This window comes from Natroniella sulfidigena (genome assembly GCF_023223645.1).
GTDB lineage: Bacteria > Bacillota > Halanaerobiia > Halobacteroidales > Halobacteroidaceae > Natroniella > Natroniella sulfidigena.
Window position 1 is genome coordinate 82,793 of record NZ_JALKBY010000012.1, and the last position, 14,426, is coordinate 97,218.

The window sequence follows — 14,426 nt, forward strand, 5'->3', positions numbered from 1 at the left end:
GTGGGGACTGTGTAGGAGTGTGATTAATGAAAAAGGTTAATAAAATTATCTTAATTAATTTAATTTTAATCTTGTTGTTAGCTCCATTGGCTTCAGATCTATTATTTTTATTAGGCTTACCAAACCAATATCAAATTATTGAGGGTAACGAACAGGAGCTGGAAGTTAATCTTCCTTTTATGGTTTCTGTTAGCTCTCAACAAGAAGGTAGTTTGACGGTAAATGGTCGTGAAATAACCACTCAAGGGCTAGATGTTAATTTAACAAAGCCATTGGCATTACAGGCATCTTCCGTAGGGAGGTATAACCTTAAATTTAAGTTATTTGGAATTATTCCACTACAGAGGATGATTGTAAATGTGATGCCTGAAGTTAAGGTTATTCCTGGAGGACAAGCTATTGGAGTAAATTTAAGATCTGATGGGATTATGGTTGTGAAAGATTCTTTTGTTGAGCAAGAAGATGGAACTAAAGTCTATCCTGCCCAAAAGGCGGGAATTCAAGTAGGAGATAGTCTGTTAGAGATGAATGGGGTTGAAATTAAAAGTAAGCATCATTTGGCCCGATTAATTCATCAGTCTGGTCAACAGGATGAGAAATTAGAATTCAAGATTAAAAGAAGAGATCAAAGTATTGTTACTAAAGAAGCTAGACCTGTTAAAGATAAAAGTGGCTATTATATGCTTGGAATTTATGTTGATGATGGAGCCTCTGGTGTAGGAACGATGTCTTTTTATGAAGCTGAAGGAGGTTATTATGGAGCTTTAGGTCATATGATTACCGAGGATAGTAGTAAATTAAAGATTGATGTAGGTGAAGGAGAGATTGTGAGGGCTAATATTTCGGGGATTAATCAAAGCAGTCAAGGTATACCAGGGGAGAAACTAGGTACATTTTTAGGAAAGCAAGATATTTTAGGAGATATAATGCTTAATAATGAATTTGGAATTTATGGAAGATTATCTATTCAACCTGAACATCCTCATTTTGAAAAACCAATACCTATTGCTAGTGCCTTTGAAATAGAAGAAGGCCCAGCAAAGATGTATACTGTAATTGAGGGTGGAGAAATAGAAGAGTTTGAAGTAGAGATCGAGAAGGTTATGAGACAATATCAACCCAGTGAAAAAGGGTTAGTAATCAGGATAGTTGATCAAGAGTTATTAAAGGAGAGTGGGGGAATTGTTCAAGGGATGAGTGGAAGTCCTATTGTTCAGGATGGAAAATTAGCGGGAGCTGTTACTCATGTTTTTTTGAATGATTCAACTAGAGGGTATGGAATATTGGCCCAATGGATGGTAATGCAAACACAGAATTTGAGAAATAAAAACACCGAAGAATTTGCTTCTTAAATTCTTTGGTGTTTTTTATTAAAATAAGGAGGATTATGGAAATAAATCTAGAACTTATACGTAGAGGAGAACTTAAGGATAGTATAAGGGGGAAGAATAATGGAAGAAAAATCGGTAACTAAAATATTGTTAGCAGATGATAATAAGGATTTCTGCAACTTATTAAGGGAGTATTTAGATCAACAGGAAGACTTTAAAGTAGTAGGGATGGCTAATGATGGTTTAAAAGCCTTAGATTTAATTGAGGAAGTTGAATTTGATGTATTAATTTTGGATATTATTATGCCTCATCTTGATGGGATTGGTGTCTTAGAAGAGTTACATAACGAAGGAACAACTGAGCAGTGCAAAATAATTATGTTAACTGCTTTTGGACAGGAGGAGTTGACGCAGAGGATTGTCAATTTAGGGGCAGATTATTATATTTTAAAACCTTTTGATTTAGAGAAGCTGGCTAATAGAATTAGGCAGATAATGTCTCCAGTTGCTGCTGGAACAAGTGGTTATGCTATTAAAGCTCAAGGGATTAGTACAAGAAATGTAGAAGAGATGATAACTGATGTTATGCATCAGATTGGCATTCCAGCTCATATTAAAGGCTATTTATATTTAAGAGAGGCAATTAAGCTAGTAATTAAGGAGGTAGAGTTATTAGGAGCAGTAACTAAAGAGTTATATCCATTAGTAGCTCAAGAATTCAATACCACAGCTAGTAGAGTAGAACGGGCTATTCGTCATGCAATTGAAGTAGCTTGGGAAAAAGGAAATATTAAAGCAATTAATAGGATTTTTGGTCATTTGGTAACTACTGAGAGTGGTAAACCTACTAACTCACAATTTATTGCTAAAATAGCAGATAAGTTGAGAATAGAATTAAGAAAAGCAAAATAGCAAGTTATTTAAAATCTTGGTTAGAGTTAACTCTAACCAAGATTTTTGTTTTTTGGAATGATTAAAGTTGCCTTCCTGTTATTAGAAGTATGAGACTGATTAAAACAAGTTATAATAGATAATAGTAATTAAACAGGAGGATTTTATTATGCAGTTAACTGGTGAGGTAAGGTTAGGTACTAGAACTAAACAATTAGTTAAAGAATTAGATCAAGACGAGATCGTTGTAATTGATCATCAGGATATTGACCAATTAGCTGCAGAATCATTGATTGCATCTAAGGTTAAAGCTGTAATTAATGCTAGCTCTTCAACTAGTGGAAGATATCCAAATTTAGGGCCAAAGAAATTATTAGAAGCAGGCATTCCTGTTATTGACCAAACTGGTTCAGAAATATTTTCACTATTAGAAGATGGAGAGCAAGTTGTTATCAAAGATGAATCTATTATCAAAGAAGGAGAACGAATAGCCAGTGGTGAGGTCTTAACTTTAGAAAGGGTTAAGATTAAATTGCAGGAAGCAGAAGATAATTTAGATAATGAATTGAATAAATTTATTGATAATACACTTGAGTATGCTAAAGATGAAAAAGAATTAATTTTAGGGTTAGATATTCCTGATTTAGAAACTAACTTAAAAGATCGAGATGTTTTAATTGTTGTCAGAGGGAATGATTATCGGGAAGATTTAGAAGCAGTTATTTCTTATATTAGAGAGGTTCAGCCAGTATTGATTGGTGTAGATGGAGGAGCAGATGCTTTGGTGAATTATGGATTTAAACCTGATATTATTATTGGAGATATGGATAGTGTCAGCGATAAGGTATTAGCTTGTGGAGCTGAATTAATTGTTCATGCTTACTCTAATGGAGTGGCTCCAGGGATGAAAAGAATTAAAGATTTGAATTTGGAAGCTAGTAAATTTGCTGCTCCAGGAACTAGTGAGGATATTGCTATGTTATTGGCCTATGAAAAGGACGCTGAATTGATTGTAGCAGTGGGAACTCATACAACTATGATTGATTTTTTAGAAAAAGGTCGTCCAGGAATGGCTAGTACCTTTTTAGTTCGAGTAAAAGTTGGCAATAAATTAGTGGATGCCAAGGGGGTTAATAAGTTATATAAAAGTCGGGTTAAATTTAAATATGTAGCTCAGGTTTTAGTTGCCTCTTTGATTCCAATCATAGTTATTGTGATGGTTTCTCAACCAATTTCACAATTGCTCAAGCTATTAATTATGAAAATTCAACTTAATCTTGGTTTCTAGGGGGAAAATAGATGCTATTGGATTTGAGGTATCATATAATTACAATTGTGATTATATTTATAACATTAGCAATTGGAATTTTAATTGGTAGTACTATGGTAGGAAATGAATCAATAGTCCAAGAACAGAATAATTTAATCAGTAAGTTAGAGGAAGAATTTTTATCGATTAGAACGAAAAATCAAAAGTTTAAACAAGAGGTTGAAAGCTTAGAAGATAAGTTAGATAATAACTTGGAATTTCAGGAGATGATCTTACCACTAGTAGTTCAAGGGCAGTTAGAGGGGGAGCGAATCCTAGTTGCAGGAACAAATAATCTTTCGCAGAAGATGGAAGAAAAACTGATCCAAACTTTGCAATTAGCCGATATTAAGCAAGTTGAAATTTTACAAAATGAGATTGATCAAAGTATTGATTTTGATAGTATTTTATATCTTGATAGAGAATTAAAAGAGGAATTTGATTTGGCTGAATTTAATGGTAAACAAGTACTGGTTGATTCTAGAGATTTAGAATCTGTATCTGATTTAATAAAGATGGTATTTCAGATTAGCTCTAAAGAACTGGAGAGTTTAAGAGGTGTTAATTTTGAATAAATTAATTTCAATCTTAATTCCAGCTTATAATGAAGCGGAGCGAATTGGAGATACGATTTCAGCTATCCAATCATTGACTGAGTTTGATCCAGAGATTATAGTGATTAATGATGGCTCTAGTGATCAAACTGCTAAAATTGTTAAGCAGTTTGATGTTAGGTTGATAGATCTAGAAGTTAATCAGGGCAAGGGGGCAGCTTTAAATCAGGGTTTAAAGCAGGCAGAAGGAGAGATAATTGCTTTACTAGATGCTGATTTAGGAGAGACAGCAGTAGAAGTGGAGAAGCTTTTACTACCTGTGATTCAGCAAGAAGCTGATTTAACTATTGCTCAATTTCCAGCTGCTAAGAAGAAGGGTGGATTTGGATTGGTTAAAGGGTTGGCCCGACTAGGTTTAAATTATTTAGCTGACTTTGAAGCTACGGAACCATTATCGGGGCAGAGGGTTTTGACAAGGGAATTAGTTGATTATTTAAAGGGGTTTAGAGCAGGTTTTGGAGTAGAAGTGGCTATGACAATTGAAGCGATTAGAGGAGGGTTTAAGGTTAAAGAAGTTCCAGTCAGAATGAGTCATCGAGAGACTGGAAGGGATTTAGCTGGGTTTAAGCATCGAGGTCAGCAATTTAAAGATGTTTTGGCTGTACTTTGTACTCAAATTAGAGGTGGTAGCTAGTGTTTTGGCTAATAATGCTAGCAGCTGTTTTGACCTATATCAACTACCCAATAATTAGTACTGTGTTAACTAAGTCTGAGTTGGTTGCTACTAACTATGCTGGTGAAGAGATTCCGATTGGATATGGAATACTACTAGTAATTAATTCAATCATTATCTTAACTGTTGGGATTAATTTAGGAGTTTATTCTTTACAAGTAGGTGGAGCCTTATTATATTTGATAGTTACTGCAGGTGTTTTAGGGATAATTGATGATTATTATGGAGATCATCAAAATAGTGGATTATCTGGTCATTTAGGAGAATTTATAGCAAATTCTAATGTTACAACAGGTTTATTAAAGGCGGTCTTTATCAGCTTGATAGTTTTTTTATTAATAACAGAGTTAGTTGATGGCTTAGTAGGAATAACAATTAACTTTTTATTGGTTGTATTGATGACTAATTTTATTAATCTACTTGATTTAAGGCCTGGTAGAGCTTTAAAAGGATTTATCATTGTCTCAGTACCACTATTTTTGGTTACTACTAGTTTATTTGACCGATTGATAATTCCTTTATTGGTCATGATTTTAATTATGTTGCCAGTTGATTTAAAAGCAGAAGCTATGTTGGGTGATGTAGGGGCCAACTTACTAGGAGCTTTTTTAGGTTTGAGCCTGGTTTTTTCTGCACCAGAAAGCTATAAAATCTTAATTGTTTTGTTCTTAGTAGCGATGCATATTTATACTGAAAAGGTTTCTTTGACTGAGGTAATTGCCCAAAATGAATTTTTAGATAGGTTGGATAAATTGGGTAGAGATGAAGGTTGAAATAAGAAAGATAGTGAGAATGGTTTGAGGTTACTTATATAATTATGTTTTTTTGATAATGGTTTAATCAGGATTTATAAGTTTTAAGAAGGAGTTTTTTACTCAGTCTGGAATAGTAAAAAAGTATCGAAAAATATAAAAGGAGTGGTCAAGGTGAATCAAGAAAGAATTGTAAATCAATTTATAGAGTTAGTTAAAATAGATAGTATATCTAAAGAAGAAGGTGCAGTGGCAGATTATTTAGTAGAATTATTGACTGAATTGGGTTTAGAGGTAACAACAGATGATGTTGGGCAACAAGTTGGAGGAGATACAGGGAATGTAATAGCTAAGTTGCAAGGAGATAGTTCTAAGCCAACATTATTATTAAATGCTCATATGGATACTGTAACTCCAGGGAAGAATATAGAACCTGAAATAGAAGATGGAGTTATCTCTAGTAAAGGAGAGACTGTTTTAGGGGCAGATGATAAAGCGGGGATTGTAGCAATTGTTGAAGCCTTACGGATTCTTAAAGAAGATGATATAGAGCATGGAGATCTTGAAATTGTATTTACAATTGGAGAAGAGGTTGGATTGTTAGGTTCTAAAAATTTAGATTATGATTCATTAGAAGCTGATTTAGGGATTGCTTATGATTCTGGAGGAGATGTAGGAACAATTATTACTCAAGCACCTGCTCAAGATAAGATTAATGTTAAAGTGAAAGGGAAAGCTGCTCATGCAGGAGTCAATCCGTCAGCAGGAATTAATGCGATTAAAGTATCAAGTGTTGCTTTATCTAATTTAAATTTAGGGCAGATTGATGATGAAACGACTGCTAATATTGGAGTAATTAAGGGTGGAAAAGCAACTAATATAGTTCCAGATTTAGTTGAACTACAAGGTGAAGCAAGAAGTTTAAGTGAGGATAAGCTTGCTCAACAGACTGAACATATGTGTGATATCTTTAAACGAGCAGCAAATAAATATAATACTCAAGTAGAGATTGAAACTAAGCGGATGTATCCTGCTTTTGATCTGGAAAGAAATGATGAGATTGTTGATATTGCAGTTAAAGCAGCTCGCAGAATCAGTATTAAGCCTAAGTTGCAGTCTACAGGTGGTGGAAGTGATGCCAATATATTTAATGGGCAAGGAATTCCAACCATCAATGTTGGAGTAGGAATGACTGATGTGCATTCAACTGATGAAAATATTAAGGTTGATGATTTAGTGACTGCTGTTAAATTTTCGATTGCTTTGATCAATCAAGCAACTAGGTAGGAGAACATAGTTGACAGTGTACAGTGGATATGGTTTTTATGGGTTTCACGAAGGGTCTTGATAAAGACCCATAGGGACAGTGTACAGTTAGAGGTCAAGACCTTAAAAGATCAAGATATCTTACAGGTTTAGAGGTGGTTTTGATTTTAACTGTCAACCGTAAACTGTAAACTGTACACTGATATAAAGTGGCATAATGCCACTTTATATCGTACCTGAATTTATTTATAGAAGGAGGATTTACCACAGATATGCCTATCTCCCACAGAGAGTTATTAAATAAAGCATTATTAGAAGGAATTCCAGGTGGAGTAGTTGTTGTTGATAATGACGAGAAGATTGTAGCAATTAATGATTTTGCTTTAGATTTATTGGGTATAGAAACAGATCAAGTTGTTGGTGATAATATAGCTGAAGTTATTTCAACAACAAGAATAGATCAGGTTTTACAGACAGGGCAAGCAGAATTAAATCGCTATCAAATAATAGGTGGAACTAAGATCTTAACCAATAGAATACCTATCTTTGAACAAGAGCAAGTCGTAGCAGTGGTAGCATATTTTCAAAAGATAAAAGAAGCTGAGGAGATGGCGGAGAAGTTAAAGAGTGTTCAACGTTTAAAGAAGACTCTAGAAGCAATCTTGAATTCGATCGATGATGGGATTCGGGTAGTTGATGAGGAAGGGAGAATAAAGGTTTATAATTCAAAGATGGCTGATTTAGAGAATTTGGAGCGAGAGCAGGTAATCAATAAAAAATTATTAGATATTCTTCCTTCATTGAGTCGAGAAACAAGTACTATAATGAGAACTTTAAATTCTCAAGAGTCTGTAATGGAGCATCAACAAAGTTATATCAATTATAAAGGAGAAGAGATAACTACTATTAATAAAACACTTCCAATGATGTTAGAGGATGAATTTATTGGGGCTTTAGAAATAGCTAAAGATGTTACTCAGTTAAAAGAGTTATCTGAAAAGGTAATCGATCTCCAATCGGAGCTATATGATACAGAGGAGAAGAAGGAAGAGTTTAATAATGGAACGAATTATGTTTTTTCTGATATTATTGGAGAAAATAAAGGTTTAAAACAGAAGATTAAGTATGCTAAAAGGGCTGCTCGAACTTCTTCATCAATCTTAATCTCTGGTGAGACCGGAACAGGTAAAGAGCTATTTGCTCAGAGTATCCATAATGCTAGTAGACGGAGAAAAGAACCATTTATTGCTCAAAATTGTGCTGCTTTACCTAAAGATTTATTGGAAGGGATCTTATTTGGAACTAAGAAGGGTGGTTTTACAGGAGCTGTTAATCGCCAAGGGCTCTTTGAACAAGTTGATGGAGGTACGCTCTTATTAGATGAGATCAATTCGATGCCTTTAGAATTACAGGCTAAATTGTTACGTGTTTTACAAGAGGGGATTATCAGGCCTATTGGAGGAGATAAAGGAGTCAGAGTTGATGTTAGAATTATAGCTACAATTAATAAAAATCCTTTACAAGCCATAGAAGAAGGAGAGCTAAGGGAAGATTTATACTATCGGTTGGCAGTAGTTAATTTGGAGTTGCCACCATTGCGAGAAAGAACTGATGATATTTCTTTACTGGTGGATTATTTTATAGAAAAATTTAATAGGAAGTTTAATTATCAAATTCAAGGGATTGAACAGGAGGCAGAAGATTACTTTTTAAATTATAGTTGGCCCGGGAATGTAAGACAACTTGAGCATGTCCTTGAAGGGGTAATTAATATTTTAGATAGAGATGATAAAATAAGTAAAGAAGATGTTGAATTATTTATGTTAGATACGAAAGGTGAGATTGAAACTAATAAGATTGATCTTAAAGAAGATGATTCTTTGCCGAATATTATTGAAGATATAGAAAAGAATTTAATAAAAGAAGCTATTGATAATAATAATAACAATATTAGTCAGGCAGCAAGAGAGTTGGGAATTAAAAGACAGACTTTACAATATAAAATTAAGAAGTATCAGCTATAAAAGGGCTCCTTAATCGGAGGCTCTTTTTTTGTGAGGATAATTATAAAGGTGGTATAATAATTGCATTAATTTAATGTGTAAATTTAATTATTTTATAGCTTTTGATTATTAATTTTTTCAGCTTTTTGATTTTGATATTTTGAATTTAATTGTGAATTGTGCATTGTAAATTGTCAATTGAAACGGGAGTGAAGAAAGATTTAGATATCTGTCAAGGGTTATCATAATAGGGTTGGATTTAGCTGAAAGTATTATAAGTAATAAAAGAGGTGACAGAAGTGAAGAATCCTAAAATCAATATAAATCTTAAGAAATTAATAGCTAATACTAAGGAAGTAGTAAATCTAGCGGCAGAAGAGGGGATAGAAGTTGTAGGAGTCACCAAATCTGTCTGTGCTAATTTAGAGGTTGCGAAAGCTTTATTAAAGGGAGGGGTAGTAGGGCTAGCTGATTCTAGAATTAATAATTTGGCCTATTTGCGGGAAAATTTAAAACTAGACCAAGTGCCATTAATGTTACTTAGAATTCCAATGTTAAGTGAGATTGAACAGGTAGTTAAGTATGCAGATGTAAGCCTTAATTCAGAATTAGGGATAATCAGAGCATTAGATGAATTTGCTAAAGAATATGAGGTAATACATGAGATTATTTTAATGGTAGATGTTGGTGATAGAAGAGAAGGAGTTATGCCTGATGATGTAATGCAAGTAGTTGAAGAAGTACTGCAATTAGACAATATTAAATTGATTGGTTTAGGTACTAATTTAGCTTGTTTTGGCGGAGTATTACCTTCTGATGAAAATATGAAAGTTTTGGTTGAATTAAAAGAAAGAATAAATAATGAGCTTGATCAAAAGTTAAAGATAATCTCAGGAGGCAATAGTAGTTCCTTGCCTAGGTTAAAAGAGCGGGGATTACCTCCAGAAGTTAATCAATTACGGGTGGGTGAGACGATTTTGCTTGGTAGGAATGTAATCAATAGAGAACCTTTCCCAAATACTTTTCAGGATACATTTTTATTAGAAGCAGAAATTATTGAACTTAAAGAAAAACCTGCCCAACCTAAAGGGAAAATAGGACAGAATGCTTTTGGTGAAGAGGAGATTATTACGAAGAGCGGGGTTAGAAAGAGGGGTATCTTAGCAGTTGGAAGGCAAGATATAGTTTTGAAGGGGTTGGCCCCTGTAGCTAGAGGGGTCAAGATAGAGAGTGCTAGTAGTGATCATTTGATAGTTGATCTAACCGATTATCGGAAAAATATAACTGTGGGAGATAGTTTGAAATTTGAGTTAAATTATGCGGCATTATTAAGGGCAATGACTTCTCCTTATGTAAATATAGATATAATATAGCTCAAGTTAACCACTTTTAGCAGTTAGTAGATTACAGAGTATTAGCAATGATGGAAATTACTAAACTATTTTAAAGGTTTTCTCATAAAACTATCAAAATTGTACCTTAAAATTAAATAAAATGAACTTTGGAGGGTTAATAATGAAAAAAATACTTATTTTATCCTTAGGAATTTTAGTTTTAAGTTTTGCTTTTTTCAGTTATGATTATGCTCAAGCAGCTACAGAGAGAAACATAGAACAATCATTGATGGGAGAACAAGTACCAGAAGAACCACCAGCGGATGAAGAGTTACCGGAGGAGCCGCCAGTAGAAGAACCACCAGCGGATGAAGAGCTACCGGAGGAGCCACCAGTAGAAGAACCACCAGCGGATGAAGAGTTACCAGAGGAGCCACCAGTAGAAGAACCGCCAGCGGATGAAGAGTTACCGGAGGAACCACCAGTAGAAGAACCGCCAGCGGATGAAGAGTTACCGGAGGAGCCACCAGTAGAAGAACCACCAGCGGATGAAGAGTTACCAGAGGAGCCACCAGTAGAAGAACCGCCAGCGGATGAAGAGTTACCGGAGGAACCACCAGTAGAAGAACCGCCAGCGGATGAAGAGTTACCAGAGGAGCCGCCAGTAGAAGAACCGCCAGCGGATGAAGAGTTACCGGAGGAGCCACCAGTAGAAGAACCACCAGAGGGTGAAGAGTTACCAGAGGAGCCGCCAGTAGATGGGCCACCTCCGACAGAGCCACCTTCAAATTAATAAATAATAAATAAAAGAACCCCTCTTGCAAGAGGGGTTCTTTTATTTGGAATAATAAGTTTAGGAGGAATAGTAAAGGTGAAAATAAGAGGACTAGAAGTTCTAAACAGTGCAAAATATTTTGCACAATGCAATTTATTTGTCAACTTATATGATACCCAAATAGGCATTTGTCGAAATAAAGAAAAAATAAAAGAATTTAAATATTGCTATGCCAGGGGTTATTCTAGGGGAAGATAATAATTACTTTTTAAACTGGCATGTTAATTGCATTAATATATAAGTGAGATTAATAAAAATAAAAACAAATACTTTTAGGGGGCTTAAAAAATGAAATTTAAAGGAATGACTATCGGAGTACCTAAAGAAATTATGTCTGGAGAAAAGAGAGTAGCTGTAGTACCAAAGACGGTTAAGAAATTTGTTGAAGGTGGAGCTAAAGTCTTGGTTGAAGCTGGAGCTGGTGCAGGTTCTTTTATTGATGATCAGGATTATAGTGAAGCAGGAGCAGAAATTATTCCTAATGTAGAGGATCTTTTTGAAGCTGCTGATCTGATTTTAAAGGTTAAGGAACCAAAGTTTAATGAAGATTTAAACAAGCATGAAGCAGAATTAGTTGCTGAAGATGCTGTACTAGTTAGCTTTTTACATCCAGCACATTCTATAAATCATGATATGGTTAATACATTAGCTGATAGAAATGTAACAAGCTTTACTTTAGATGGAATCCCAAGAATTTCTAGGGCACAAAAGATGGATGCTCTTACTTCAATGAGTACTGCAGCTGGTTATAAAGCTTCTATTTTTGCGGCAAATTATTTGAAGCGTTTTGTACCGATGATGCCAACAGCTTTTGGAACTATGAAACCAGCAGAGTTTCTAGTAGTTGGAACAGGTGTAGCAGGTTTGCAAGCGATTGGTACTGCTAAGCGTTTAGGAGCTCAGGTAAAGAGCATTGATATTAGACCTGAAGCTAATGAGCAGGCACGTAGTTTAGGGGCCAAAGTGATTGATTTTGATGTTCCTGCTGAGTTAGCAGTTGGTGAAGGTGGTTATGCACAACAACTTTCTGATGAATGGTATGAAAAAGAACGTGAAGTTCTTGCTGAACATATTGAAAGCTGTGATGCTTTGATTTTAACAGGATTAATTCCAGGAGAAGAAGCACCTATTCTTGTAACAGAAGATATGGTTAATAAGATGAAAAAGGGGTCTGTTATAGTAGATGTTGCAATTGATCAAGGTGGTAACTGTGAATTGACAAAAGGTGGAGAAGATTACGAGCATAATGGAGTATTTATAAGTGGTTTATTAAATATTCCAACAACGTTAAGTGTTCATTCAACAGCTATGTTTGCTCAAAATCTGTACAGCTTTATTGAGCATATTGTTGATGAAGGAGAAGTTGATACTGAAGCTGATGATCAGATAGTACAAGAAAGTATGGTAACAAAAGATGGAGAGATTGTACACCAAGGTACATTAAAGGCAATGGGATAAATTATAATTTGATTGACAGTTTACGGTTGACAGTACGAAGTACTGGAAAGATCAGGGGGAAAAGCAGTAAATAAATGTACAATGTAAAATTTACAATTAACAATTAAGAAATCAAGTGATAAAAACAAATAAAAATATCACTGATTGATTTAAGTAAAGATTAATAAGGTTTTGATTTTAACTGTCAACTGTACACTGTTAACTGTAAACTGTATTTCAAGAGGGGGGTTTATATATATGTTATTAGTTATGGTGATCTTTTTATTGATTGCATCTTTTTTAGGATATAGAGTAATTTCTTCAGTGCCTTCTCTGTTACACACACCTTTAATGTCTGGGATGAATGCACTATCGGGGATAACGGTTTTAGGTGCTATAGAAGTTTATGCTACTGCATCTTCAGGAGCAAGGCCGTGGGCATTAGCGGCTTTAGTATTGGCTATGGTCAATGTAGTTGGTGGTTTTTGGGTTACAGGTAGAATGTTACGAATGTTCAAAAATGGAAAAGGAAGCTCAGCAGTAAAGGGGGAGAGATTATGATAGGAAATATTATTATTTCAACAATTATTATTGTAGGCTTTATTGTGGGTATTCGTTTGATGCAATCTCCTAAAACTGCTGTCTGGGGTAATCGTCTTGGAGCTTTTTCTATGGCTTCGGCTATTCTTTTTTCATTGTGGGAATCAGGTGTTATAAATGATCTTTTCCTTTTATCTTTTATAATTTTTGGAGGAGTATTAGGAATTATACTTGGACAAGTAGTTCAGATGATTCATATGCCACAAATGGTAGCATTGCTTAATGGATTTGGTGGTGCTGCGTCAGCTTTAGTAGCTGGTGCTACAGCTGCTGTATATACAACAGATTCTTGGGTCTTTTGGTTTACGGCTGGGTTGGCCCTGGCTGTTGGTGCTTTAACCTTAAGTGGAAGTGTTGTTGCAGCTTTAAAATTACAAGGTTTGATTATACAAAAACCAGTAGATTTAGCAGGACAGCAATTTTATCAGGGTTTTCTTTTAGTAACTGGGGTCTTATCTATAATTATTTTAAGTATCTGGCAAGCAGCTTATCTACAAATTTTAATGCCACTAATAATCATTCTATTTACTGTTTATGGGTTATTAATGGCTTTACGTGTTGGTGGAGCAGATATGCCAATTGTTGTTTCTTTGTTAAATTCTTTTTCTGGTATAGCAGCTGCAATTTGTGGTTTAGCAGTAGCCAATCTACTTTTAGTGGGTGTTGGTGCTCTTGTAGGAGTAGCTGGTCTTATCTTAACCCATATTATGTGTAAGAATATGAACAATAGTTTAACAGCTGTTTTGGCTGGTTTTGATAAGGATAAAGCTTCAGAAAAGAAAGAAGTGGCTTCAAAAGTAGAACCGAAGGAAGTTGAAGAAAAAGAAGCAGAAAATGATGACCAACAAAAGATCTCTGATTTGCTTAAGTCAGCAGAAGATGTAGTAATAGTACCAGGCTATGGAATGGCAGTAGCTCAAGCACAACAAGCAGTCAAACAGTTGACAGATTTATTGGTTGCTGAAGGGAAGAATGTTAAGGCAGGAATCCATCCAGTAGCAGGAAGAATGCCAGGCCATATGAATGTATTACTAGCAGAAGTAGGAATAGATTATGAGATGTTATATGATTTAGAGGATATCAATGATGAATTTGCAGAAACAGATTTAGCAATAGTGGTAGGAGCATGTGATGTAGTCAATCCAGAGGCTAAAAAGGCAGAGGGAACGCCGATTTCTGGGATGCCGATTTTACAGGTAGAGGAAGCAGAAAATGTTATCGTCTGTAACTTGGATGATCAACCAGGGTATTCAGGAGTAGAAAATAGTCTTTACGAAGAAGAACATGTAATATCTTTATGGGGAGATGCAGCAGAAACAGTACCTCATTTAAATAATGTAATAAAGCAAGCAGAAAGTAACAAAACAGAAGAAAGTACAGA

At 34.9% G+C, this 14,426-nt stretch carries 13 protein-coding genes; all 13 read left to right on the forward strand.

Annotation, left to right across the window (positions count from 1 at the left end):
• The first annotated feature begins 26 nt into the window (after positions 1-26).
• On the forward strand, positions 27-1,352 hold the full coding sequence (spoIVB, locus tag MWH28_RS09195) for a SpoIVB peptidase (RefSeq protein ID WP_248619062.1): 1,326 nt from the start codon (positions 27-29) through the stop codon (positions 1,350-1,352).
• A gap of 99 nt (positions 1,353-1,451) precedes the next feature.
• Positions 1,452-2,243: a sporulation transcription factor Spo0A gene (gene spo0A / locus MWH28_RS09200; RefSeq protein ID WP_248619063.1), complete on the forward strand. Its 792-nt coding sequence runs from the start codon at positions 1,452-1,454 to the stop codon at positions 2,241-2,243.
• A 148-nt stretch (positions 2,244-2,391) separates the two neighbouring features.
• Positions 2,392-3,510, forward strand: a complete 1,119-nt coding sequence (gene steA, locus MWH28_RS09205) for a putative cytokinetic ring protein SteA (protein ID WP_248619064.1) — start codon at positions 2,392-2,394, stop codon at positions 3,508-3,510.
• Positions 3,511-3,521: 11 nt separating this feature from the next.
• Positions 3,522-4,106 (forward strand): copper transporter, encoded by a 585-nt coding sequence (locus tag MWH28_RS09210; RefSeq protein WP_248619065.1) that lies wholly within the window; start codon positions 3,522-3,524, stop codon positions 4,104-4,106.
• Positions 4,099-4,779: a glycosyltransferase family 2 protein gene (locus MWH28_RS09215; protein WP_282580192.1), complete on the forward strand. Its 681-nt coding sequence runs from the start codon at positions 4,099-4,101 to the stop codon at positions 4,777-4,779. The genes MWH28_RS09210 and MWH28_RS09215 overlap by 8 nt, the downstream gene beginning before the upstream one ends.
• Positions 4,779-5,591 (forward strand): hypothetical protein, encoded by an 813-nt coding sequence (locus tag MWH28_RS09220; RefSeq protein WP_248619067.1) that lies wholly within the window; start codon positions 4,779-4,781, stop codon positions 5,589-5,591. The genes MWH28_RS09215 and MWH28_RS09220 overlap by 1 nt, the downstream gene beginning before the upstream one ends.
• 153 nt (positions 5,592-5,744) lie before the next feature.
• Entirely contained in the window at positions 5,745-6,857 is a 1,113-nt protein-coding gene (locus MWH28_RS09225) for a M20/M25/M40 family metallo-hydrolase (RefSeq protein ID WP_248619068.1), read from the forward strand.
• Positions 6,858-7,108: 251 nt separating this feature from the next.
• Positions 7,109-8,860 carry a sigma-54 interaction domain-containing protein gene (locus MWH28_RS09230; protein ID WP_248619069.1) on the forward strand — a complete coding sequence of 584 codons (1,752 nt, stop codon included), beginning with the start codon at positions 7,109-7,111 and terminating at the stop codon, positions 8,858-8,860.
• 278 nt (positions 8,861-9,138) lie between these two features.
• Positions 9,139-10,212 (forward strand): alanine/ornithine racemase family PLP-dependent enzyme, encoded by a 1,074-nt coding sequence (locus MWH28_RS09235; RefSeq protein WP_248619070.1) that lies wholly within the window; start codon positions 9,139-9,141, stop codon positions 10,210-10,212.
• 142 nt (positions 10,213-10,354) lie between these two features.
• The gene (locus MWH28_RS09240) at positions 10,355-10,966 is read left to right on the forward strand and encodes a hypothetical protein (RefSeq protein WP_248619071.1); all 612 of its coding nucleotides are present in this window, start codon (positions 10,355-10,357) and stop codon (positions 10,964-10,966) included.
• A gap of 330 nt (positions 10,967-11,296) precedes the next feature.
• Positions 11,297-12,466 (forward strand): NAD(P) transhydrogenase subunit alpha, encoded by a 1,170-nt coding sequence (locus tag MWH28_RS09245; protein ID WP_248619072.1) that lies wholly within the window; start codon positions 11,297-11,299, stop codon positions 12,464-12,466.
• Positions 12,467-12,703: 237 nt separating this feature from the next.
• Entirely contained in the window at positions 12,704-13,006 is a 303-nt protein-coding gene (locus MWH28_RS09250) for an NAD(P) transhydrogenase subunit alpha part 2 (protein ID WP_248619073.1), read from the forward strand.
• Positions 13,003-14,426: NAD(P)(+) transhydrogenase (Re/Si-specific) subunit beta (locus tag MWH28_RS09255; RefSeq protein ID WP_248619074.1), on the forward strand; the 1,424-nt coding region annotated here is incomplete at its 3' end. The genes MWH28_RS09250 and MWH28_RS09255, both read left to right, overlap by 4 nt.

Bases quoted from the DNA above. Each gene is read 5' to 3' on its own strand.
- spoIVB (WP_248619062.1), top strand. From the start codon at position 27: ATGAAAAAGGTTAATAAAATTATCTTAATTAATTTAATTTTAATCTTG.
- spo0A (WP_248619063.1), top strand. From the start codon at position 1,452: ATGGAAGAAAAATCGGTAACTAAAATATTGTTAGCAGATGATAATAAG.
- steA (WP_248619064.1), top strand. From the start codon at position 2,392: ATGCAGTTAACTGGTGAGGTAAGGTTAGGTACTAGAACTAAACAATTA.
- MWH28_RS09210 (WP_248619065.1), top strand. From the start codon at position 3,522: ATGCTATTGGATTTGAGGTATCATATAATTACAATTGTGATTATATTT.
- MWH28_RS09230 (WP_248619069.1), top strand. From the start codon at position 7,109: ATGCCTATCTCCCACAGAGAGTTATTAAATAAAGCATTATTAGAAGGA.
- MWH28_RS09240 (WP_248619071.1), top strand. From the start codon at position 10,355: ATGAAAAAAATACTTATTTTATCCTTAGGAATTTTAGTTTTAAGTTTT.
- MWH28_RS09245 (WP_248619072.1), top strand. From the start codon at position 11,297: ATGAAATTTAAAGGAATGACTATCGGAGTACCTAAAGAAATTATGTCT.
- MWH28_RS09250 (WP_248619073.1), top strand. From the start codon at position 12,704: ATGTTATTAGTTATGGTGATCTTTTTATTGATTGCATCTTTTTTAGGA.